Source organism: Siccibacter colletis (assembly GCF_025914095.1).
GTDB lineage: Bacteria > Pseudomonadota > Gammaproteobacteria > Enterobacterales > Enterobacteriaceae > Siccibacter > Siccibacter colletis.
Map to the genome: position 1 here is coordinate 1,557,640 of NZ_CP074352.1, position 19,857 is coordinate 1,577,496.

Annotated in this window: 20 protein-coding genes and 1 pseudogene; 12 read left to right on the forward strand and 9 right to left on the reverse strand. The window is 53.0% G+C overall.

Features of this window, described 5'->3' with window-relative positions; all coding sequences use genetic code 11:
• Positions 1-120 precede the first annotated feature (120 nt).
• The gene (locus KFZ77_RS07440) at positions 121-1,200 is read right to left on the reverse strand and encodes an acyltransferase family protein (protein WP_264385865.1); all 1,080 of its coding nucleotides are present in this window, start codon (positions 1,198-1,200) and stop codon (positions 121-123) included.
• Entirely contained in the window at positions 1,166-1,432 is a 267-nt protein-coding gene (locus KFZ77_RS07445; protein ID WP_264385866.1) for a hypothetical protein, read from the reverse strand. Before KFZ77_RS07445 ends, KFZ77_RS07440 begins: the two co-directional genes overlap by 35 nt.
• Before the next feature lie 64 nt (positions 1,433-1,496).
• Between KFZ77_RS07445 and lolC the strand changes: the two genes are divergently transcribed.
• The 6 genes from lolC to KFZ77_RS07475 all read left to right on the forward strand — a co-directional run bounded on the left by lolC (position 1,497) and on the right by KFZ77_RS07475 (position 7,446).
• A complete protein-coding gene (gene lolC, locus KFZ77_RS07450) occupies positions 1,497-2,696 on the forward strand; it encodes a lipoprotein-releasing ABC transporter permease subunit LolC (protein ID WP_264385867.1) in 1,200 nt (399 codons plus the stop codon).
• A complete protein-coding gene (lolD, locus tag KFZ77_RS07455; RefSeq protein ID WP_264385868.1) occupies positions 2,689-3,387 on the forward strand; it encodes a lipoprotein-releasing ABC transporter ATP-binding protein LolD in 699 nt (232 codons plus the stop codon). The genes lolC and lolD overlap by 8 nt, the downstream gene beginning before the upstream one ends.
• Positions 3,387-4,634 carry a lipoprotein-releasing ABC transporter permease subunit LolE gene (lolE, locus tag KFZ77_RS07460; protein WP_264385869.1) on the forward strand — a complete coding sequence of 416 codons (1,248 nt, stop codon included), beginning with the start codon at positions 3,387-3,389 and terminating at the stop codon, positions 4,632-4,634. The genes lolD and lolE overlap by 1 nt, the downstream gene beginning before the upstream one ends.
• Positions 4,635-4,648: 14 nt before the next feature.
• Positions 4,649-5,560, forward strand: coding sequence for an N-acetylglucosamine kinase (gene nagK, locus KFZ77_RS07465; RefSeq protein ID WP_264385870.1), 912 nt, complete (start codon positions 4,649-4,651; stop codon positions 5,558-5,560).
• Positions 5,561-5,572: 12 nt separating this feature from the next.
• Positions 5,573-6,394 carry a Sir2 family NAD+-dependent deacetylase gene (gene cobB / locus KFZ77_RS07470; protein ID WP_031519951.1) on the forward strand — a complete coding sequence of 274 codons (822 nt, stop codon included), beginning with the start codon at positions 5,573-5,575 and terminating at the stop codon, positions 6,392-6,394.
• A 194-nt stretch (positions 6,395-6,588) separates the two neighbouring features.
• The gene (locus KFZ77_RS07475) at positions 6,589-7,446 is read left to right on the forward strand and encodes an alpha/beta hydrolase family protein (protein ID WP_264385871.1); all 858 of its coding nucleotides are present in this window, start codon (positions 6,589-6,591) and stop codon (positions 7,444-7,446) included.
• A gap of 177 nt (positions 7,447-7,623) precedes the next feature.
• On the opposite strand, the pseudogene KFZ77_RS07480 reads toward KFZ77_RS07475, so the two are convergent.
• Positions 7,624-7,902: pseudogene (locus KFZ77_RS07480) on the reverse strand (transposase); the annotation flags it as partial.
• A 258-nt stretch (positions 7,903-8,160) separates the two neighbouring features.
• Here KFZ77_RS07480 and KFZ77_RS07485 point away from each other — a divergent pair.
• Positions 8,161-9,825: a hypothetical protein gene (locus KFZ77_RS07485; RefSeq protein ID WP_264385872.1), complete on the forward strand. Its 1,665-nt coding sequence runs from the start codon at positions 8,161-8,163 to the stop codon at positions 9,823-9,825.
• Between the two features lie 287 nt (positions 9,826-10,112).
• Here the strand turns inward: KFZ77_RS07485 and KFZ77_RS07490 are convergent, their stop codons facing one another.
• Positions 10,113-10,772, reverse strand: coding sequence for a hypothetical protein (locus KFZ77_RS07490; RefSeq protein ID WP_264385873.1), 660 nt, complete (start codon positions 10,770-10,772; stop codon positions 10,113-10,115).
• 403 nt (positions 10,773-11,175) lie between these two features.
• Here KFZ77_RS07490 and KFZ77_RS07495 point away from each other — a divergent pair, with 403 nt between their 5' ends.
• Together KFZ77_RS07495 and KFZ77_RS07500 are read left to right on the forward strand one after the other, a co-directional pair.
• Positions 11,176-11,517, forward strand: a complete 342-nt coding sequence (locus tag KFZ77_RS07495) for a DHCW motif cupin fold protein (RefSeq protein ID WP_264385874.1) — start codon at positions 11,176-11,178, stop codon at positions 11,515-11,517.
• A gap of 231 nt (positions 11,518-11,748) precedes the next feature.
• The gene (locus tag KFZ77_RS07500; RefSeq protein WP_264385875.1) at positions 11,749-12,291 is read left to right on the forward strand and encodes a DUF3916 domain-containing protein; all 543 of its coding nucleotides are present in this window, start codon (positions 11,749-11,751) and stop codon (positions 12,289-12,291) included.
• A gap of 270 nt (positions 12,292-12,561) precedes the next feature.
• Here KFZ77_RS07500 and KFZ77_RS07505 read toward each other — a convergent pair whose 3' ends face one another.
• The gene (locus KFZ77_RS07505) at positions 12,562-13,041 is read right to left on the reverse strand and encodes a carbon-nitrogen hydrolase family protein (protein WP_264386159.1); all 480 of its coding nucleotides are present in this window, start codon (positions 13,039-13,041) and stop codon (positions 12,562-12,564) included.
• A 49-nt stretch (positions 13,042-13,090) separates the two neighbouring features.
• Between KFZ77_RS07505 and KFZ77_RS07510 the strand changes: the two genes are divergently transcribed.
• Positions 13,091-13,648 carry a histidine phosphatase family protein gene (locus tag KFZ77_RS07510; RefSeq protein ID WP_264385876.1) on the forward strand — a complete coding sequence of 186 codons (558 nt, stop codon included), beginning with the start codon at positions 13,091-13,093 and terminating at the stop codon, positions 13,646-13,648.
• A 216-nt stretch (positions 13,649-13,864) separates the two neighbouring features.
• On the forward strand, positions 13,865-14,347 hold the full coding sequence (locus KFZ77_RS07515) for a hypothetical protein (protein ID WP_264385877.1): 483 nt from the start codon (positions 13,865-13,867) through the stop codon (positions 14,345-14,347).
• Positions 14,348-14,512: 165 nt separating this feature from the next.
• Here KFZ77_RS07515 and potD read toward each other — a convergent pair whose 3' ends face one another.
• Genes potD through potA form a run of 4 tightly spaced genes read right to left on the reverse strand, consistent with a single transcriptional unit; the run spans position 14,513 to position 18,363 of the window.
• Entirely contained in the window at positions 14,513-15,559 is a 1,047-nt protein-coding gene (gene potD / locus KFZ77_RS07520) for a spermidine/putrescine ABC transporter substrate-binding protein PotD (RefSeq protein WP_264385878.1), read from the reverse strand.
• Entirely contained in the window at positions 15,556-16,347 is a 792-nt protein-coding gene (gene potC, locus KFZ77_RS07525) for a spermidine/putrescine ABC transporter permease PotC (RefSeq protein WP_031519941.1), read from the reverse strand. Before potC ends, potD begins: the two co-directional genes overlap by 4 nt.
• Positions 16,344-17,201 (reverse strand): spermidine/putrescine ABC transporter permease PotB, encoded by an 858-nt coding sequence (gene potB, locus KFZ77_RS07530; protein ID WP_031519940.1) that lies wholly within the window; start codon positions 17,199-17,201, stop codon positions 16,344-16,346. The genes potC and potB overlap by 4 nt, the downstream gene beginning before the upstream one ends.
• Positions 17,185-18,363, reverse strand: coding sequence for a spermidine/putrescine ABC transporter ATP-binding protein PotA (gene potA, locus KFZ77_RS07535; protein ID WP_152548357.1), 1,179 nt, complete (start codon positions 18,361-18,363; stop codon positions 17,185-17,187). Before potA ends, potB begins: the two co-directional genes overlap by 17 nt.
• Before the next feature lie 246 nt (positions 18,364-18,609).
• On the opposite strand from potA, the gene pepT reads away from it, so the two are divergent.
• On the forward strand, positions 18,610-19,833 hold the full coding sequence (gene pepT / locus KFZ77_RS07540) for a peptidase T (protein ID WP_031519936.1): 1,224 nt from the start codon (positions 18,610-18,612) through the stop codon (positions 19,831-19,833).
• Positions 19,834-19,857: the final 24 nt, after the last annotated feature.

A 19,857-nucleotide genomic window follows, 5' to 3' on the forward strand; every position in this document is an offset into this window, starting at 1 on the left:
GCGCGATGGCGTGCTCATTATTATCCGTCATCGCTTTACATTAGCAAATCAGAAAGCAGTAACGGTCAACAGTGTAGCGGGAAGCGACAAAGTCAGCCCCGCAAATGCGGGGCTGTGAGGTTAACGCGCGTCGGAATTGAGCGTCAGCGGTTTAGGCGGAGAGAACAGGGCGTCCTTCACAAAGGTGGTGGAGAACTTGCGTACCGCGAGTCCCACCAGCGTGCAGAGTGCGAGGCTGATAAACGGATAGGTCAGCAGCAGGGCCAGCAGCAGCGTATCGCTGAACGCCTTCTGGTTGATCTTCGCCACCAGCACCAGGCTCATCGCTTCAATCAGAATGCGGTGCGTGGTGTAAACCGCGATGGTATTCGAGCCAATGATGTTGAACAGGGAGTTTTCGTTCGCGCCACGCCACTGCTCATACAGGTAAAACACCTTCATGATCGCCACAATTGATATCATTGAGATAAACAGCGGCACGTTCAGGAAGTAGAACGGCACCGAAGCCACCGCCAGCAGCGCGAAGATTGGCAGGCGGCGCGGTCGCCACTGCTTGACGCTCTCGATGAGCGGCCCGCCAAAGAACGCGCCCAGACTGTAATACGGCATGTTGCGGATCACGCTGTTCAACCCCCACCACGGCGTCGGCAGGAAGTTGATAGCGATACTCAGCCCGACCAGCACCACGAACAGCGCCACCCGGAAGCGGTAAAACGCCTTAAAGATGATGAAGTAGACGATCAGCGCATAGAGATACCACAGGCTGGTGCTTGCGGTGAGCATGCCCACCAGAAACTCGCCGGGGGATTCCGCGTAGGCGGCGTTGCTGATGTCGCTGATGTCACGCTGCGGCGCCAGCCACTCATTCAGATGAAGCAGGCCGAACCACTGCACCGCTCCCCAGAGGATCAGCACGTACAGGATGCTCAGCACGCGCTTATCGAGGCACTGCTTCCAGGGAACCTCGCTGATATAGCGGCGGATCAGGTAGCCGGAGATAAAGAAGAAGACCGGCATGCGGAACGGCGCGAGGTAGAGGTTAAAGTAGACCCAGGCCTTCGACACCATAATTGCCAGGTGATTCTCAAGCCCCATGAGGTTGGGGTAGAAAGTGATCACCGAGTGATACACCACCACCAGACAAATACACATCCCTTTGATCTGGTTAATCCATAACTGTTTTTGTTGCTTCTGTTTCATGCGAAAACGCGCACCCGTTTTTTGGCCAATTACAGCCTATAGCCTGGCGGCTAAGGATATATTGGTCATCGGAATCAATCTGGTTTTGCACCGTTTGGGCGATTTCAGGAAAAACCGCAGGGTGGCAGAAAGGCGGATACGCCGCCGGGTTTGTCGCAATCACAAATGATATCAAATTGATTTTTCGGGTTTTTCTGTTAAGGAATGTGTCGGCCTGGAAATGGCGTTTCATTTACTTAATCCGGTTACGCTTATATACTTGCCAGTCACTTTGCACACGGTTTAAGACGGATTTCATGTACCAACCTGTCGCTTTATTCATTGGCTTACGCTACATGCGGGGCCGCGCAGCTGACCGCTTCGGTCGTTTCGTCTCATGGCTGTCGACCATCGGCATCACGCTGGGCGTACTGGCGCTGGTCACGGTGCTTTCCGTGATGAACGGATTCGAACGCGAACTGCAAAACAACATTCTCGGCCTGATGCCCCAGGCCATCGTTACGTCGCCCTCCGGCTCTCTTAATCCCCAGCAGCGTCCGGCAGACAGCCTGAACCTTCAGGGCGTCAGCCGCAGCGCGCCGCTCACTACCGGGGATGTGGTGCTGCAGAGCGCCCGCAACGTGTCGGTGGGCGTGATGCTTGGCATCGACCCGGCGCAGCGCGACCCGCTTACCCCCTATCTCAGCAACGTCCAGCAAAGCGTGCTGGCACCGGGTAAATACAACGTCATCCTCGGCGAACAGCTGGCGGGCCAGCTTGGGGTGAACCGTGGCGATCAGATCCGCGTGATGGTGCCATCTGCCAGCCAGTTTACGCCGATGGGACGTCTGCCAAGCCAGCGTCTGTTCACCGTAGCGGGTACGTTTGCCGCCAACAGCGAAGTGGACGGCTACCAGATGCTGGTCAACATTCAGGACGCCTCGCGCCTGATGCGCTATCCGGCCGGGAACATCACTGGCTGGCGTCTGTGGCTTAACGAACCGCTGAAGGTGGACGAGCTGAGCCAGCAGACCCTGCCGGAGGGCACGGTGTGGAAAGACTGGCGCGAGCGCAAGGGCGAGCTGTTCCAGGCGGTACGCATGGAGAAGAACATGATGGGCCTGCTGCTCAGCCTGATCATCGCCGTCGCCGCGTTTAATATCATCACCTCGCTGGGCCTCATGGTGATGGAGAAGCAGGGCGAAGTTGCCATTCTGCAAACCCAGGGGCTGAACCGCCGCCAGATCATGGCGGTGTTTATGATCCAGGGCGCCAGCGCCGGTATCGTCGGCGCGCTGCTCGGGGCGGTGCTCGGCGCACTGCTTGCCAGCCAGCTTAACAACCTGATGCCGATTATCGGCGCGCTGCTGGATGGCGCGGCGTTGCCGGTGGCTATTGAACCTTTGCAGGTGGTGGGGATCGCGCTGGCCGCGATGGCCATCGCCCTGTTGTCCACGCTTTACCCGTCATGGCGCGCTGCCGCCACCCAACCCGCTGAGGCTTTACGTTATGAGTAATTCTGTGCTGTTACAGTGCGACAACCTGTGCAAACGCTACCAGGAAGGTAAGGTGCAGACCGACGTATTGCACAACGTGAGCTTCAGCATCGCCGCCGGGGAGACGATGGCTATCGTCGGCAGCTCCGGCTCGGGGAAAAGTACCCTGTTGCACCTGCTGGGCGGGCTGGACACGCCGACGTCCGGCGATGTGATCTTTAACGGCCAGGCGATGAGCTCGCTGTCAGCGGCAGCGAAAGCCGAGCTGCGCAACCGCGAGCTGGGCTTTATCTATCAGTTCCACCACCTGCTGCCGGACTTCACCGCGCTGGAAAACGTCGCGATGCCCTTGCTGATTGGCAAGCACAAGCAGCCGGAAGCGCGCGCGCTGGAGATGCTGCGTGCAGTGGGTCTTGATCATCGCAGCAGCCATCGCCCGTCCGAGCTGTCCGGCGGTGAGCGGCAGCGCGTGGCTATCGCCCGTGCGCTGGTGAATAACCCGCGGCTGGTGCTGGCGGATGAACCGACCGGTAACCTCGACGCCCGCAACGCCGACAGCATCTTTGAACTGCTCGGCGAGCTGAACCGCACCCAGGGCACCGCCTTCCTTGTGGTGACGCATGACCTGCAGCTGGCAAAACGCATGCAGCGCCAGCTGGAGATGCGCGACGGCCATCTGAATGCTGAACTGACCCTGATGGGGGCGCAGTAATGGCGTCTCCGCTTTCGCTTTTAATCGGCCTGCGCTTTAGCCGCGGACGCCGCCGCAGCGGCATGGTGTCGCTTATCTCTGTGATCTCCACCATCGGCATTGCGCTGGGAGTGGCGGTGCTGATCGTCGGCCTGAGCGCCATGAACGGTTTTGAGCGCGAACTGAATAACCGCATTCTCGCCGTGGTGCCGCACGGGCAGATTGAGCCGGTAGAGCAGCCGTTCAACGCCTGGCAGGACGTGCTTGGCCGCATCGAGCAGGTGAAGGGCATTGAAGCCGCCGCGCCGTACGTCAACTTTACCGGACTGGTGGAGAGCGGCGTCAACCTGCGCGCCATCCAGGTAAAAGGTGTGGACCCGGCGCAGGAGACCCGTCTCAGCGCGCTGCCCTCGTTTGTGCAGAACAACGCCTGGGCCAGCTTCAAAGCCGGGGAACAGCAGATCATCATTGGTAAAGGCGTCGCCGACGCGCTGAAAGTGAAGCAGGGCGACTGGCTGACCATCATGATCCCGAACGCCAACAGCGAGCACAAGCTGCTGCAGCCGAAACGCGTGCGCCTGCACGTCGCCGGCATTCTGCAGCTCAGCGGCCAGCTCGACCACAGCTTCGCGATGGTGCCGCTGGCGGATGCCCAGCAGTATCTCGATATGGGCAACAGCGTGACCGGCATCGCCATCAAAGTGCAGGACGTGTTTAACGCCAACAAGCTGGTGCGTGACGCCGGCCAGGTGACCGACGCCTACGTCTACATCAAGAGCTGGATCGGCACCTACGGCTACATGTATCGCGATATCCAGATGATCCGCGCCATTATGTATCTGGCGATGGTGCTGGTAATCGGCGTTGCCTGTTTTAACATCGTCTCGACGCTGGTAATGGCGGTGAAGGACAAGAGCAGCGACATCGCGGTGCTGCGCACGCTGGGTGCCAAAGACGGGCTGATCCGCGCCATTTTCGTCTGGTACGGGCTGCTGGCAGGATTACTGGGGAGTGTAATCGGCGTGATTATCGGTGTGCTGGCGGCCTTTAACCTGACCACCATTATCAATGCGATTCAGCGCGCCACCGGGCATCAGTTCCTGTCGGGCGACATCTATTTCATTGACTTCCTGCCGTCTGAACTGCACTGGCTGGATGTGGTCTACGTGTTACTCACCGCGCTGGTCCTGAGCCTGATTGCCAGCTGGTACCCGGCGCGACGCGCCAGCCGCATCGATCCGGCGCGCGTGCTGAGCGGCGGACAGTAATCACGGGAGGGGTGATGTACTACGGCTTCGATATCGGCGGCAGCAAAATTGCCCTCGGCGTCTATGATGACGCCCGCCGTTTGCAATGGGAGCGCCGCATCGCCACGCCGCACGACGATTACCGTGCGTTTCTCGATGCCATTGCCGGGCTGGTGACCGAGGCCGATACGCGCTTTGGTGCCGCGGGCAGCGTTGGCGTCGGTATTCCCGGCATGCCGCAGACCGACGACGGCACGCTTTATGCTGCCAATCTGCCTGCTGCCAGCGGTCGTCCTTTCATGGCCGATCTCAGCGACCGTCTTGGACGCGAGGTACGGGTCGATAACGACGCCAACTGTTTTACCCTCTCCGAAGCCTGGGATGATGAGTTCCGCCACCTGCCGGTAGTGATGGGCCTGATCCTCGGCACCGGCGTGGGCGGCGGGCTGGTCGTCAATGGCAAGCCGGTCTCCGGGCGCAGCTATATCACCGGCGAGTTCGGCCATACCCGCCTGCCGGTTGACGCACTCGACGCGCTCGGCGCCGACGTGCCGCTTCGCCCCTGTGGCTGCGGGCAGCGCGGCTGTATCGAAGGCTATCTCTCCGGGCCGGGCTTTGCCTGGCTGTGGCAGCACTACTACGCGCAGCCGCATAATGCGCAGCAGATCGTCGCCCTGTGGCAGGCTGGCGATACACGCGCGCGGGCGTTTGTTGACCGCTGGCTCGATCTGCTGGCAGTCTGTCTGGGCAATATTCTGACCATTCTCGATCCCCATCTGGTGGTGATCGGCGGCGGGCTTTCTCATTTTGATGCGCTGTTTGAAGCCCTGCCGTCGCGTCTGCCACGCGCCTTACTGCCGGTGGCAAAGGTTCCGCGCATTGCGCGGGCGCGCCACGGCGATGCCGGAGGAATGCGCGGTGCGGCATTCCTTCATCTCACCGAGTAAACTGAGGTAGATATGCAATCGCGTCGTTCGCACCGTCTGATTCGTTTCAAGAAAAATAAACGTAGGCTGCGCGACCGGTTGCGTCAGCGTATTTTCTTCAGAGACACGGTGGTACCCGAAGTGATGGAAAAACCGAGAGTTGTCGTACTGACCGGCGCGGGCATCTCCGCGGAGTCCGGTATTCGCACCTTCCGCGCCGCAGACGGCTTGTGGGAAGAGCACCGCGTTGAAGACGTGGCGACCCCGGAAGGCTTTTCGCGCAACCCGCAGCTGGTTCAGGCGTTCTACAACGCGCGCCGCCGCCAGCTGCAGCAGGCTGAAATCGCGCCTAACGCCGCGCATCATGCTCTGGCGCAGTTAGAGGCGGAGCTGGGCGATCGTTTTCTGCTGGTGACGCAGAATATCGATAACCTGCACGAGCGCGCCGGGAATAAAAATGTGATTCACATGCACGGCGAGCTATTAAAAGTGCGCTGCGACTGGAGCGGCCAGGTGCTGGAGTGGACCGGGGACATCACCCCGGAAGACAAGTGCCACTGCTGCCAGTTCCCGCAGCCGCTGCGCCCGCACGTGGTGTGGTTCGGCGAGATGCCGCTCGGCATGGATGAGATCTACAGCGCCATCGCTATGGCAGACGTGTTTATCGCCATCGGCACCTCCGGCCACGTCTATCCGGCGGCCGGCTTCGTGCATGAAGCCAAACTACAGGGCGCGCACACCGTCGAGTTAAACCTCGAACCGAGCCAGGTGAACAGCGACTTCGACGAAAAGCATTACGGACTGGCCAGCAGCGTGGTGCCGGAGTATGTCGACAGGATGCTGAAAGGGTTGTGATACCGGCATAGTGCAACAGAAATAACAATGCGGGATGCAGAGGACTGCTGGTTTACGCCAGCGGTCCTTTTTTTATGCGCTGCGTAATGGGTGCATGGCCGTCAGGTTTCAAAACAAAAAATCGCCAGATGTGTTCGTAAAGACTAGAGTGAATTCAGATGTCACTGGTATGACCATATGCTAAGGCTCAACGAATGAATTCGATAATAGTACCGGTAAATGAAGGCGGGTTTCTGGCTGCCACGATGTGGGAAAGAAGCGATGCCAAAGCGACGGTTATCCTTCACCCGGCAACGGCGGTTGTGCAGGGGTTTTATAAGGGATTCGCGGAGTACCTTTTTAACAGGGGATTCAATGTCCTCACTTACGATTATCGGGGTACTGGCCGTTCAACGTCAGGGATAGTCCGTAACTGCAGCGTTTCAATGTCAGACTGGATAGAGCAGGACGTTGGATGCATAACCGCATGGGCTAAAGCTCATTTCCCCGATCTTAGCCTGCTGGCGGTAGGGCACAGTGTAGGAGGGCATGCCGTTCTGCTTTCGTCAGCCACCCACGCCCTGCAGGCCGCCGTCATCGTAGCCTCACATGCTGGCGTGACGAGCACAATAAAACAGACAACAGAGAAGCTGCGTGTCTGGTGTTTGCTGCGTGTTCTGGCCCCGGTTCTTTGCCGTATCTTCGGGTACATGCCTGCCCGGCTCCTGGGGCTGGGAGAAGATCTACCGGCACCCGTGATGCTTCAGTGGGGGCGCTGGAGCGCAATGCCAGGTTACTTCTACGACGATCCAGACTGGGATGCACGCCAGCGGGCAAGTGAAATAACGTTACCCGTGCTGGTGATGGGTTTTGATGATGACCCCTGGGCTAATTCTGAAGCTATCACGCGGCTAATGGAGCCAGTGCATAAAGCAAAAATCGAACGCCGCGAGATACGGCACGCGGAGTTTGAGCTTCCGGCCATTGGCCACATGGGTTTTTTCCGTGCGCGATGTGCGGATAAATTGTGGCCCGTCGTCGGTGAATGGCTGGAAAGCCAGTGCCACGACTGAACGAAGCGTGGACATTACGTCCGGAGTAATCACCGGTTAATGTTCACATGGCATTAACCGGGGTTAAGAGTAAGGGCTGTTTGCTTTGAGCGAGGAGCGGACATTAGCGTTGACTGTGCGTTAGCATACCAAAGCCATCTACCGGAGCGTGGTTGCTCCAACATGTCATGTGCTGTAACGGATAAAGGCATACCTAAGTCGGACAGCTTTATGAGGTACGCCGCGGCTTTTTTTTAATATGTCCCATTCGTCTGTAACCCGCTTTAGCTCCTTCTGGAGCCGTTATCTGATAGAATTTTATTGGTGGAAGAATCCGGCTCATACGCCTTTATCCATGCATAAAGGCTGTGGGATAATAACGTGACGTGTTGCCACGCTGGAAACAGAATGACCGCGTTCAACAACCTGTTTTACCGCTTCAATTGTAAACTCTTCGGGATAATGCCTACAGCTCATGTGCACCTTCTTTAAGTCATATTAAATTACTCTGAGGTGGCTGTTAAAAGCGTGGTGATTCAAGGGTCGTTTTAACAGTTTCCCGCCAGTAATGGCGAGCTGTTGCATTTGGCATGCAGGTGCATAAGAACCACTACATAAAATAGCCATGCATGGCTACGAGCGAGCATAACAGGGTTTTAATATAACAATAAATATAGTATCTTTTAAAAAACACCTCGGCATTTCGCGTTAACTTTTTTTCGAAAGGAATTACGTATGTCATTAAAAGTTATTAGAGAACAAGTTTTAAAATTCATCTCTCAATCATCTCCTTCTGTTATCGCTATCAAAGGTGAATGGGGAGTTGGTAAGACTTTTGGATGGGAAGCACTTTTATTAGAAGCAAAAAAGGGAAATATGATTTCTGGGAAAAGATATTCTTATGCCTCTTTATTTGGGATTTCCTCATTGGATAAATTAAAATATACTATATTTGAAAACTCTATTCAACAAGATTCAATAGGACATGAACCAAATTTAGAAAGTTTAAGAACCAATACTTTTGGCATGCTTGAGATATTAGGGCGCGGTTCTTGGAGTAAACTTAAAGATATGCCTTTCATCAAATCGGCAGCACCAGCTATTGAAGCTTTTTCATTCATGTCAATTACGGATGCGCTTATTTGTATAGATGATTTAGAAAGAAGGGGGAAGGGGCTCGATCTTAAAGATGTATTGGGTCTGGTCTCGTTGTTGAAAGAAAAAAAGAAATGCAAGGTTGTATTGCTACTAAATGCCGGAACCGATGAGACAAGTGATTATGAAAAATACAAAGAAAAAGTAATTGATGTTGAATTGGAATTTTCTCCTACTCCTGAAGAAAGTGCTCAAATAGTCTACAATAGTTCTAAGAAGTTCCATGACGAACTATCAAAGTTTACAATATCATTGGGTGTTAAAAATATTAGAGTGCTCACAAAAATAGAAAGATACATTGAACTTGCTATTAATCTATTCGAGGATGTTGAGCCTGAGCTTATAAGCCATTTATTACATACTACTGCATTGTTTAGTTGGGCATACTATTGTTCATCACATGATGCAGATATACCCACGTTAGATTTTATAGAAACAGATGGCAGTAAAGCTTACATGGATTCTAAAAATCTAACGGATCAAGAGAAATTGTGGAAAAATCTACTCCTCAATTATGGTTTTAATGATTTTGATGAGTTGGATAAGATGATATCGAAACTAGTACGTAGCGGTTATGTGGATAGAGATGCTTTTCTTTCCGTCATATTGGAATCAAATGATAAATTAATCGCCAATAAGAAAAACAATAGTTACCATAGAGCGTGGGATACTTTTCATGATAGTTTTGGTGATAATCAGCAATTGGTTGTTAACCAATTATATGATAGTTTTTTACAGAGTATGCCCCATTTACATCCTAGTGATTTGGATGTTTTGGTACAAGCCTTAAGGGCATTGGATGAAAATGATAAAGCATCAAGTCTTATTAATTATTATATTGAGGCAAGAAAGGCTAATGTGGAATTATTTAACCCCGTCAACTATAATTTCGTAAGGAATATCAATGATGCTGAGATTCTTGAGAAATTCAAAGTGGTTTATAGTGACGAAAAACCTAAGAAGACTATAGAGGATGTTCTTATTCGAATCTCAGGGAAAAATGGTTGGGGGAATGAGGATGAGGAAGTGCTTTCTGAGGCAACTGAAGATGATTACTATAACTATTTTAAGAATATAAATGGCCCACATTTAACTGCTCATGTTTCGACTTGTCTGAAATTTGGTGGGTTTAGCAATGGAAGCGAAAAAATGGAATCAATTGCCAGTAAGGCACGTAATGCATTAATTAGAATTGCTTCTGAAAGTAAATTGAACGAAATAAGAATGAAAAAGTTTGGTTTATAATAAAAAGGACGCCATTATGGCGTCCTTTTTTATTACAAACATTCCGCAACACTGGACCATCCACTTTTGGCAAATCGGGTCTAACGCATCGTGGTGTTCACAACTTCCGCTCTTGGCACAGAGCGGACAAGCTAACCGGCTTGAGCGAAAAGCTGACGTTATTATTTCCAGAGAATTAAGTAATTTTATCTGCTTTTGCTTGCCTCGTTCCTCTCCTGGCAAATTATTCCATCGCATCGTTCAGCATGTCCCGGAAGCAGTGGCCAGTTTTACCTGACCACTACAAACTAGCTAAAGTAGCGCAAGGAACTGCTGTCGTTAAGCATGTGATGTTGCATATAGTCCATGTCATCTTTACTAAAATCATTATCTGTATCTTGCCCGAGCCTGATTTCCTGTTTAGCTGCATCTACAGACAGTGATGAATGGGATGTGGATACATGTATGTTCTCTTCATCAAGATCAAGAAAGTCATACTGGGATTTAAGACTATTTTGAAGTTTTTCCAGCCTGAGCTGCTGGTCACTCGCGACGTTTTTATCTTGATCAAGCGTAGTGGCAAGAGTGAGCTTCATTTCAGATTCAAAGTGGTCATCAAATGCATGCCGAACATTAGAGGCAAAATCGCTGATGTCGGCCTCGGGCTGAAGATGGGCAAGTAATCCACTGACTTCCCCGTTGTTTGATCGGTAAGTGATGCCCACTCCAATACAGGGACCACATCCTCCGGTTTCCATCTTTGTGTTGTTGCCTTTTAAAAGGGCAACCTGTCCCATCCCCAGTAATCCTTTTTTCAGGTTTTCAGGGGCTTCAGAACTTCGCACAGCTGAAGCGCCAGTGTGCAGGCCGCTTAAAGGCCCTTTCAGGGAGACGGTTTCTGAAGATGACGGTTGACCAGCTTCGGCCAGAGCGTGGTGCGTTAATGCACCTGAGCGATTTACTTGCATTATGACCTTCTTTTTTCCTGAAACCTCATTAAGTGAGTTTATGTGGGTTTGCCTCAGGAAAAGTTCCGCAACAAAATGATGCGGGTACAGCTAAAATACTGACCTGCTCCCGATTGAATGACATTGGCCTGTGTATTGTCCGATTCTGGTACAAAGCAGACATTTAACCTTCATTTTTATGCGATGCGTTATCAGGCAGGGGGTGCTCCACGGGCTGAATTACGAAGGTGTTTATGTCTGCTTTGAGCGGTGGTCATATTAGCGGTCTACGTTTACCGGTACGAATAGCTTTAACAGTCGTTAATCAGCAGTTATTCTCAATTCACATCAGTAACACATTATACAAATCGCGAATCGTTCATATCTGAACGTCACAAGTCTTATCCCCACGGAGAGTAACAGAATGAAGATGGACGCATTTGCTTTTGGCACCACGAACTGGAATGACGTCAAAAGAACCGAGCATCCAGGCGAAACAGGCGTCGCTTACTGGCGTACACAGTTCTTTGGTAACAAGCCTAATCAAATCCGTGTACGCATGGTTGAGTATACGCCTGGCTACCTTGCGGACCACTGGTGTCAAAAAGGGCATATCCTTTTTTGTATGGAAGGGGAGTTAGAAACAGTGCTCGAAGATGGACGAGAATTTGTGTTAAAGGCGGGAATGAGTTACCAGGTTGGCGATAATGCGGAACAACATCAGTCCAGAACAACTACTGGTGCGACGCTTTTTATTGTTGATTAATACGTTTACGCTGGCAGTGCTTTTTATGTGGAGCATCATCGGGCGAGTGGCCCGGGTGCTGAATTATGATGTGTTAATGTCAGCTTTGAGCGAGGAGGGGACATAATTTCTCGTAAGCGGATTGCGCGGCGTTAAATTACAGACGTAACTATAAGCTGAATAATTCAGGATAGAATGTTCTTATGTAGGGGGACAACATGAACTGCTTGAGCAACTAATAGGTAAATTTTCATGAGTAGGCGACTTAACAGAGATCATCGAACTAAAGTCAGAAATATTCCGCGACGTATAAAAGCGCTTAACCGTTGGGCTGATACCTTTCACAGCCCTGGACGTAGTATTTTTTCAGAAGATGAGCATTACTGGAATTTCAAAATTCCTGTGGATATCAATCTCGTTGAGGGGAAATACAGCACGATTGAAACCAAAGCAACTTGTGCGCAAGCTTTAATTAATGCATGTTCAAACCTTATAACGGCCACTGCTGGAATCAATTACAGCCTGCGGATTACCGCTGTTGTATGTCTTCCGGATATGTTTACAAGTGAGGTCTGTCTTTATCGCTCCGAAGAATATTATCAAGGCTTCATAACTGAAGATCGTTCTGAAAGTGGTGCTTCTGCTTTGATCAAAGATCGTAGCCTTGCTACTGAATGGGGACTCGTTCTGCCAGCTAACGTACAGGAAATAGGTGTCACACTCGAATATTATGGAAGCGAGGACCAGGATGAATGGTTTAAGGGAGAACGCTGGTATTATGGTCAGGTAACTTAAAGAATTGCTTTCATTTCACTCAAAATAAGTTGCTTATCAAAGTGAATGCTATTTTTGCCGAAAACCCCCTTCAGGCACAAAGCAGGCATTCACCCCCTTTCTATGCGGAGCAGTGGCCCAGGTACTGAATATCAAGTGTTAATGTCCGCTTTGAGCGAATAAGCGGACATTAATTCCTCGTACTATAAAATCACAGCGCCCGTGATGCCTTTACCGTGTATAGCAGCGCTGAATTACAGGCTATCCCTGGCGAGCATGGAAGAAATATGATCAGCTTTCTTGCTCACTGAGACAGATCACCTGTCCGGAGCACTTCTGATCCTGGAGCTTCATGATGACCAGGGCGGCGCGATCTTCTGGAGCCTGACCAATAAGTTCACCTTGTGCATTCCATGCGGCGCTTTTGCCGACCGGTTTCCAGCCACCCGACGGGCCACAGTAATTAGCCATCAGCACAGGCATTCTGTAGCGTTCGGCATAACTTTTCAGCAGGCCGGTATCTTGCTCATAGCCACCTGCGCTCAACACTGAATTAAGGTAAATTTCAGCCCCCCTGTGCACCGTTCGTTCTGCATGCATCGGCTGTCCTGGATCTGCGCATATAGCCACGCCGACATTAAATGTGCGTGCCATAAAAACACACTCCGCTTCACCGGCTGAAAAGTAATCAGACTCTCCGGGGTGAAGATACATTTTTCGGTAAAAGGTAACAGGCTGCTCTAAATCTGGTGGTAGAACACTTTGCCGTATTTACGTTAGTCTCCCTGCATCTTGAGGATTACACAGAAAGAAGTGCAGTATGGAAATTATTTTGATGCGTCATGGAAAGCCCGCCTTTAGCAAATCGGCGAGAGTAAGCTGTCGTGAAATGGCCGATTGGATCGCACAATACGATCGCTCGGATACCGGCGGCGATATGCCATCCGAGGCCAGTAGATTATTAGCTTCAAGCGCATTAAATATTATCAGTAGCCCGCTCCCCAGAGCACTCTCTTCCCTGAACGCATTAGGGCGTAAGCCTGACCTTATTGATGACGTTTTCAGAGAAGCGGGCCTGCCGATATTCCACCTGCCCGGTATAAAATTATCCCCCACGCTCTGGGCTGCTTTTTTCCGCATTATGTGGCTTTGTGGCTTTTCCCGTAATGCCGAGCCCCTGGGAATAGCGAAACAACGCGCCGTTCAGGCTGCGGATATTCTCGTAACATCCGCAAAGCTATCAAAAGGGCCCGTGCTGCTGATGGGGCACGGGGTGATGAATCGACTGATTGCAAAGCAGCTTATAGCGTTGGGCTGGAAAGCCTGTCGTCAGCAGGGTCATGGTTACTGGAACGCTAATATCTACAAATCAGGGTAAGTGGTCATTCTGAAGATACTGCCCTGTTTCACAACGCTATCTGCCATTATCCGCAAATGAACATTTCTTTGGTTGGCTATGGCGACTGGTTCGTTGACTTCAGCACACCACCCGGGGAAACTAAAAAAAATATTACCGGTAAGTGAGTGAACTGTGCAGCGAGTATTGATTCAATTAATTCTGTTAAGCGTGAGTTTATTCAGGGCGGGAGAGATAATGGCAAACACACCGGAACAGGTCGTGATAGCCTTCCAGCATGATTATAAAATCTGGAATGACCAGACTTTCCAGCAAAGCCAGACTCACGACGCGAAAGATATTATGCAGCTTGCGCAGAAGAGCTGGAATGAACTGCTGAAAAAATACACTGCACCAGATTTTAAAGGCGAACCCGTTGCATTTGGCTCAGAGTCCTCTCATGACCCTGAGCAGGAAAAGATCCTGTCGACAAAAATCACCGGCGATAATGCTGTGGTGACGACCAGATTATCACAACAATATTACTCACCGGTTTATGAATATCAGTTGTTCAGAGACAGTAATACCTGGTATCTGTCGCAAATTTTTTGGTTGATGAAGACGGGAAATACCCGAGCTTGTAATGCTCCGATTACACATAAATGCCTTGTGCAACGGGTTATAACATTTATTTCTGGGCTAACGCATGCGTATAACTCAGGCAAGGTATATCAGGCCTAAAAACTACCAGGTGAATTTGACGAAAGGCATTACTGAGGGAGCAGGGTGAGGGAAGGGGGCAAATCCTGACAGCGACACCATAAACAGCAAACGGCGGATGCCCGCCGTTCTGTTACATCAGTTAAACCCCAGGGCGGGCAAGCGTGCTCACCCGCCGCTGGGGTTTTAACGTCCCGCTTTCAATTTCTGGTAGTACGACTCATAGATCGCGCTGGCGTCGCCGACGTCGTTCTGCCACTCGCCTTTCTCGATAGTTGCCGCATCCGGGTAGAGCGACTTATCGTTGGCGACGTCCGGGCTTAACAGCTTGCGCGCTTCGAGGTTGGGCGTCGGGTAGCCGATGGTTTCCGCGACCTGTTTTGCCACGTCCGGGCGCAGCAGGAAGTTGATCAGCTTCAGCGCGCCGTCCACGTTTTTCGCGTTGGCCGGGATCGACAGGCTGTCCATCCAGAAGATACCGCCTTCTTTCGGCCAGACCACCTCAAGCGGGGTTCCGGCCTGACGGGCCACCCACGCCGAACCGTTCCACACCATACCCAGATTCACTTCACCTTCCATATACGGGTTAGCCGGGTTATCGGAGTTGAAGGCCGCCACGTTTGGCATCAGCTTTTGCAGCTCGTGATACGCCGCCTCGATCTCTTTCGCATCGGTGGTGTTACCGGAGTAGCCGAGCTTGCGCAGCGCCATCTGGAATACTTCGCGCGCATCGTCGGTCAGCAGCAGGCTGCTTTTGTAATCCGGCTTCCACAGGTCAGCCCAGCTGGTGATGGTTTTCGGATCGATCTCTTCGCTGTTAACGCCGATGGCGGTCGCACCCCAGATGTACGGGATGGAATAGTCATTGTTCGGGTCGAACGGCTTGTTGAGCATCGCCGGGTCGAGATTGTGGAAGTTGGTCAGCGTGCGCTTATCGATCTTCTGAATCATCCCCTCTTTGCGCATCTTGTCGACAAAGTAGGTGGACGGCACCACCAGATCGTACGCGCCTTCCTTGTAGGTTTTCAGCTTGGCGTACATGGTTTCATTCGACTCGTAGGTCGAATAGATCACCTTGATGCCGGTCTCTTTGGTGAACTGCTCCAGCAGGCCCGGCGGCACATACTCGGTCCAGTTGTAGAAGTAGAGGGTTTTGCCGTCGTCGGCATGTGCTGCGCTGACGCCCAGCGCCAGCGCGCCGGCAGCAAGCAGGTGGCGTGACCATTTTTTCATTTAAACGTCCCCTGAGTTTTGGTGTTATCGCGAAGGATAAGCTGGCTGGCAAGCACCAGAACCAGCGAGAGAAGCAGCAGAATGGTTGCCAGCGCGTTCACCTCAGGCGAGACGCCGACTTTCACCATCGAGTAGATCTTCAACGGCAGAATTTCATAGCTCGGCCCGGTAACAAACGACGAGACCACCACGTCGTCCATCGACAGGGTAAAGCTCAGCACCCAGCCGGCCGCCACCGCCGGCATGGCGAGCGGCAGAATGATTTTGCGCAGAATGGTGATTTCGCTGGCACCCAGATCCTTTGCCGCTTCCAGCATGCGCACGTCAAACCCTTTCAGCCTCGAGTAAACGGTGACCACCACAAACGGCAGGCAGAACGTGATGTGCGAGAACAGCAGCGACCAGAAGCCGAGCTGAATCCCGAGCAGCATAAACAGCACCAGCAGCGAGATGGCCATCACGATGTCCGGCGACATCATCACCACGAACAGCATCCCGCTGACAAACGGCTTGCCGCGGAAGCGGTAACGGTAGAGCGCCACCGCCGTGAGCGAGCCAATCAGCGTGGCGAACGTCGCCGAGAATACCGCCATGGTCAGCGAGTGGCGCGCGGCCTGCAGCAGGCTGTCGTTGTTCATCAGCAGGCTGTACCATTTGGTGGTAAAGCCCTGCCAGTTAATGCCGAAGCGCGAGCCGTTGAACGAGTTCACAATCAGAATAATGATTGGGATGTACAGGTAAGCGTAGATGGCGGTCATAAAGCCGCCGCGAAGAAGCCGCCCGATCATTCCAGCTCCACCTTCTTGTTAAGTAGCCGCGCGGCGCGCCAGTACACCAGCAGCATCAGGCCCATCACCAGCGTCAGCGTGATGCTGGTGGCAGAGCCGAACGGCCAGTCGCGAATATTCAGGAACTGGCTCTTGATGACGTTGCCGATCAGCAGATTTTTCGCGCCGCCCATCAGGTCGGAGACAAAGAACAGCCCCATCGCCGGGAGCATCACCAGCAGACAGCCGGCGATAATGCCCGGCATGGTAAGCGGAATAATGATGCGGATAAACGTCTGCAGCTTGCTGGCACCCAGGTCCCGCGCCGCTTCCAGCAGCGGTTTATCAAGCTTCTCAATGCTGGAGTAGAGCGGCATCACCATAAACGGCAGCAGAATATAGACCAGCCCGATAATCACCGCCGACGGGGTATACATGATGCGGATCGGCGTGTCGATAAGCCCGGTCCAGAGCAGAAACTCGTTCATGTACCCTTTGGTGCTGAGAAAGATCTTCAGCCCGTAGATGCGGATCAGCGAGTTGGTCCAGAACGGCACAATCAGCAGGAACAGCAACAGCGGGCGCACCTTCTGCGGTAACCGCGCCAGGAACCAGGCGAACGGATAGCCCAGCGCCAGGCAGGCGAGGGTGGCGATCAGCGCCATGTTGAGCGAGTGCAGCAGCACCTGGAAGTAGAGCGGGTCAAGCAGACGCGCGTAGTTCTCCAGGGTAAACACCAGGCTGACAAAGTTCGCGTCGTCGCGGGTGAGGAAGCTGGTGCCGATGATCATCAGGTTCGGCAGAAAGACGAACAGCACCAGCCAGCCGACGATGGTGGCGATCACCAGGTTCTGAAATTTACGCGAGCTCTTCATCGGTGAGCACCACCTCCCAGCTCTCAACCCAGGTAACCGCCATTTTCTGGTCCAGCGAGTGGTCAAAGTCAGGATCGTCTTCGTTAAAGAACTCGCTGACCATCACCATCTTGCCGTTTTCCAGCTCGACCACCGACTCCAGCGTCATGCCTTTATAGTTGCGCTCGCGCACGTAACCAATCAGTCCTTCGACATCGCGCACGTCGTTGATCTCCTCCACGCGCAGATCTTCCGGACGCAGCAGCACCTTCAGCTGCTGGCCCGCTTCCACCGGGAAGTTGACGTAGATATTGCACTCGCGCCCTTCGACGTTGGCCCGCACCCGCTCGGCGTCGATACGCTCAATCACGGTCGCGTCGAAAATATTGATCTCGCCGATGAAGCTTGCCACGAACAGGTTTTCCGGCTCCTCGTAAATTTCACGCGGGGTGCCATCCTGCTCAATGCGCCCGTTACGCATCACCACGATGCGGTCAGACATGGTCAGCGCTTCTTCCTGATCGTGAGTAACAAACACGAAGGTGATACCGAGCTTGCGCTGCAGCGCTTTCAGCTCGTTCTGCATCTGCTTACGCAGCTTGTAGTCGAGCGCGGACAGGGATTCATCCAGCAACAACAGGCGCGGCTTGTTGACCACCGCGCGGGCAATCGCCACGCGCTGCTGCTGCCCGCCGGAGAGCTGATGCGGTTTGCGCTGGGCAAATTCTTCAAGCTGCACCATTCTTAAGGCATCGGTGACACGCGGGGCGATCTCTGCCGCCGGCGTTTTCTGCATGCGCAGGCCGAAGGCGACGTTTTCAAAAACCGTCATGTGCGGGAACAGGGCGTAGCTCTGGAAGACCGTGTTGACGTGGCGATGTTCGGCGGGAACGTCGGTGATATCCTGGCTATCAAGGTGGATCGTGCCGGTATCAACATTCTCAAGACCGGCAATCAGGCGTAATACCGTGGTTTTGCCGCAGCCGGAGGGGCCGAGAAGGGTAAGGAATTCGCCGTTATTGATGGTCAGGGATAAATCGGAAATCACCGTTTTGCCATCAAAACTTTTACCGATCCCCGCCAGTTGCACCAGCGGTGAAAGCGAACGCGGTTGTGTATTCAATTTTTTACTCTGTCCCGTAACTGACGCATCGGATGGCTTATCGGATGCGGGGTTTGTGATGAACCACCTTTGGGTCTGGCACATTGATTAAGGGCAGGCATTCTACGGCAAAGCGCCAAAATCGCCAATGCTTGTAACCATTTATTCATGCGCTACGGTTATCACTGCACGCGATCGGCTCGGGACCGGCGTTATGTCATTTTCTGGCAGGTTTATTTCATCCATGCGCCGACGTAAAGTGACCTGACGCAATATTTGATTCAGACAACATATTGATAATGTTGTGACATTAACAGGGGTGACGGTATGGATAAATTATTAGAGCGATTCTTAACCTATGTCTCGCTGGATACCCAGTCGAGACCGGGCGTGAAACAGGTGCCGAGCACCGAAGGGCAATGGAAGCTGCTGCGCCTGCTGCAGTCTCAGCTGACTGAGCTGGGGCTGGTGGACGTTACCCTGAGCGAGCACGGCACGGTGATGGGCACGCTGCCGTCCAATATCGCCAAACCGGTACCGACGATCGGCTTTATCTCCCATGTGGATACCGCGCCGGACTTCACCGGTAAAAACGTCAATCCGCAAATTGTTGAAAACTATCGCGGCGGTGATATCGCGCTGGGCATGGGCGACGAGGTGTTATCCCCGGTGATGTTCCCGGTGCTGCACCAGTTGACCGGGCAGACGCTGATCACCACCGACGGCAAAACCCTGCTCGGGGCTGATGATAAAGCGGGGGTCGCGGAAATCATGACCGCGCTGGCGGTGATGAAACAGGAAAACATTCCCCACGGTGATATTCGCGTCGCCTTTACCCCGGATGAAGAAGTCGGCAAAGGGGCGCTGCACTTTGACGTTGGCGCGTTTAACGCCGAGTGGGCTTATACCGTGGACGGCGGTGGCGTCGGCGAGCTGGAGTTTGAAAACTTCAACGCCGCGTCGGTGACCATCAAAATCGTCGGCAACAACGTGCATCCCGGCAGCGCCAAAGGGGTGATGGTGAATGCCCTGTCGCTGGCGGCGCGTATCCACGCCGAAGTACCGGCCAGCGAATCGCCGGAGTGCACCGAAGGTTACGAAGGCTTCTACCATCTGCACGGCATCAAAGGCAGCGTCGATCGCGCCGAAATGCACTATATCATTCGCGATTTTGACCGCGAAAATTTCGAAGCGCGCAAACGCACCATGATGGAGATCGCTAAAAAGGTTGGCAAAGGGCTGCACCCGGACTGCTATATTGAGCTGGTGATTGAGGACAGCTACTACAACATGCGCGAGCAGGTGGCTGAGCACCCGCACATCATCGATATCGCGCGTCAGGCGATGATCGACTGCGATATTGAGCCGGTGATGAAGCCGATCCGCGGCGGTACCGACGGGGCGCAGCTCTCGTTCAAAGGCCTGCCGTGCCCGAACATCTTTACCGGCGGCTACAACTACCACGGCAAGCACGAGTTTGTGACGCTGGAGGGGATGGAGAAGGCGGTGCAGGTAATTGTGCGTATCGCCGAGCTGACGGCGGAGCAGTAAACCCGCCGACCAAAAAAAACCGCG

Excerpts from the sequence above, each read along its gene's own strand:
- KFZ77_RS07445 (WP_264385866.1), bottom strand. The coding sequence starts at position 1,432 with ATGAAACGCCATTTCCAGGCCGACACATTCCTTAACAGAAAAACCCGA.
- KFZ77_RS07475 (WP_264385871.1), top strand. The coding sequence starts at position 6,589 with ATGAATTCGATAATAGTACCGGTAAATGAAGGCGGGTTTCTGGCTGCC.
- lolC (WP_264385867.1), top strand. The coding sequence starts at position 1,497 with ATGTACCAACCTGTCGCTTTATTCATTGGCTTACGCTACATGCGGGGC.
- nagK (WP_264385870.1), top strand. The coding sequence starts at position 4,649 with ATGTACTACGGCTTCGATATCGGCGGCAGCAAAATTGCCCTCGGCGTC.
- KFZ77_RS07510 (WP_264385876.1), top strand. The coding sequence starts at position 13,091 with ATGGAAATTATTTTGATGCGTCATGGAAAGCCCGCCTTTAGCAAATCG.
- cobB (WP_031519951.1), top strand. The coding sequence starts at position 5,573 with ATGCAATCGCGTCGTTCGCACCGTCTGATTCGTTTCAAGAAAAATAAA.
- KFZ77_RS07495 (WP_264385874.1), top strand. The coding sequence starts at position 11,176 with ATGAAGATGGACGCATTTGCTTTTGGCACCACGAACTGGAATGACGTC.
- KFZ77_RS07515 (WP_264385877.1), top strand. The coding sequence starts at position 13,865 with ATGGCAAACACACCGGAACAGGTCGTGATAGCCTTCCAGCATGATTAT.
- KFZ77_RS07490 (WP_264385873.1), bottom strand. The coding sequence starts at position 10,772 with ATGCAAGTAAATCGCTCAGGTGCATTAACGCACCACGCTCTGGCCGAA.
- pepT (WP_031519936.1), top strand. The coding sequence starts at position 18,610 with ATGGATAAATTATTAGAGCGATTCTTAACCTATGTCTCGCTGGATACC.
- lolE (WP_264385869.1), top strand. The coding sequence starts at position 3,387 with ATGGCGTCTCCGCTTTCGCTTTTAATCGGCCTGCGCTTTAGCCGCGGA.
- potD (WP_264385878.1), bottom strand. The coding sequence starts at position 15,559 with ATGAAAAAATGGTCACGCCACCTGCTTGCTGCCGGCGCGCTGGCGCTG.
- KFZ77_RS07485 (WP_264385872.1), top strand. The coding sequence starts at position 8,161 with ATGTCATTAAAAGTTATTAGAGAACAAGTTTTAAAATTCATCTCTCAA.
- potC (WP_031519941.1), bottom strand. The coding sequence starts at position 16,347 with ATGATCGGGCGGCTTCTTCGCGGCGGCTTTATGACCGCCATCTACGCT.
- potB (WP_031519940.1), bottom strand. The coding sequence starts at position 17,201 with ATGAAGAGCTCGCGTAAATTTCAGAACCTGGTGATCGCCACCATCGTC.
- KFZ77_RS07500 (WP_264385875.1), top strand. The coding sequence starts at position 11,749 with ATGAGTAGGCGACTTAACAGAGATCATCGAACTAAAGTCAGAAATATT.
- KFZ77_RS07440 (WP_264385865.1), bottom strand. The coding sequence starts at position 1,200 with ATGAAACAGAAGCAACAAAAACAGTTATGGATTAACCAGATCAAAGGG.
- lolD (WP_264385868.1), top strand. The coding sequence starts at position 2,689 with ATGAGTAATTCTGTGCTGTTACAGTGCGACAACCTGTGCAAACGCTAC.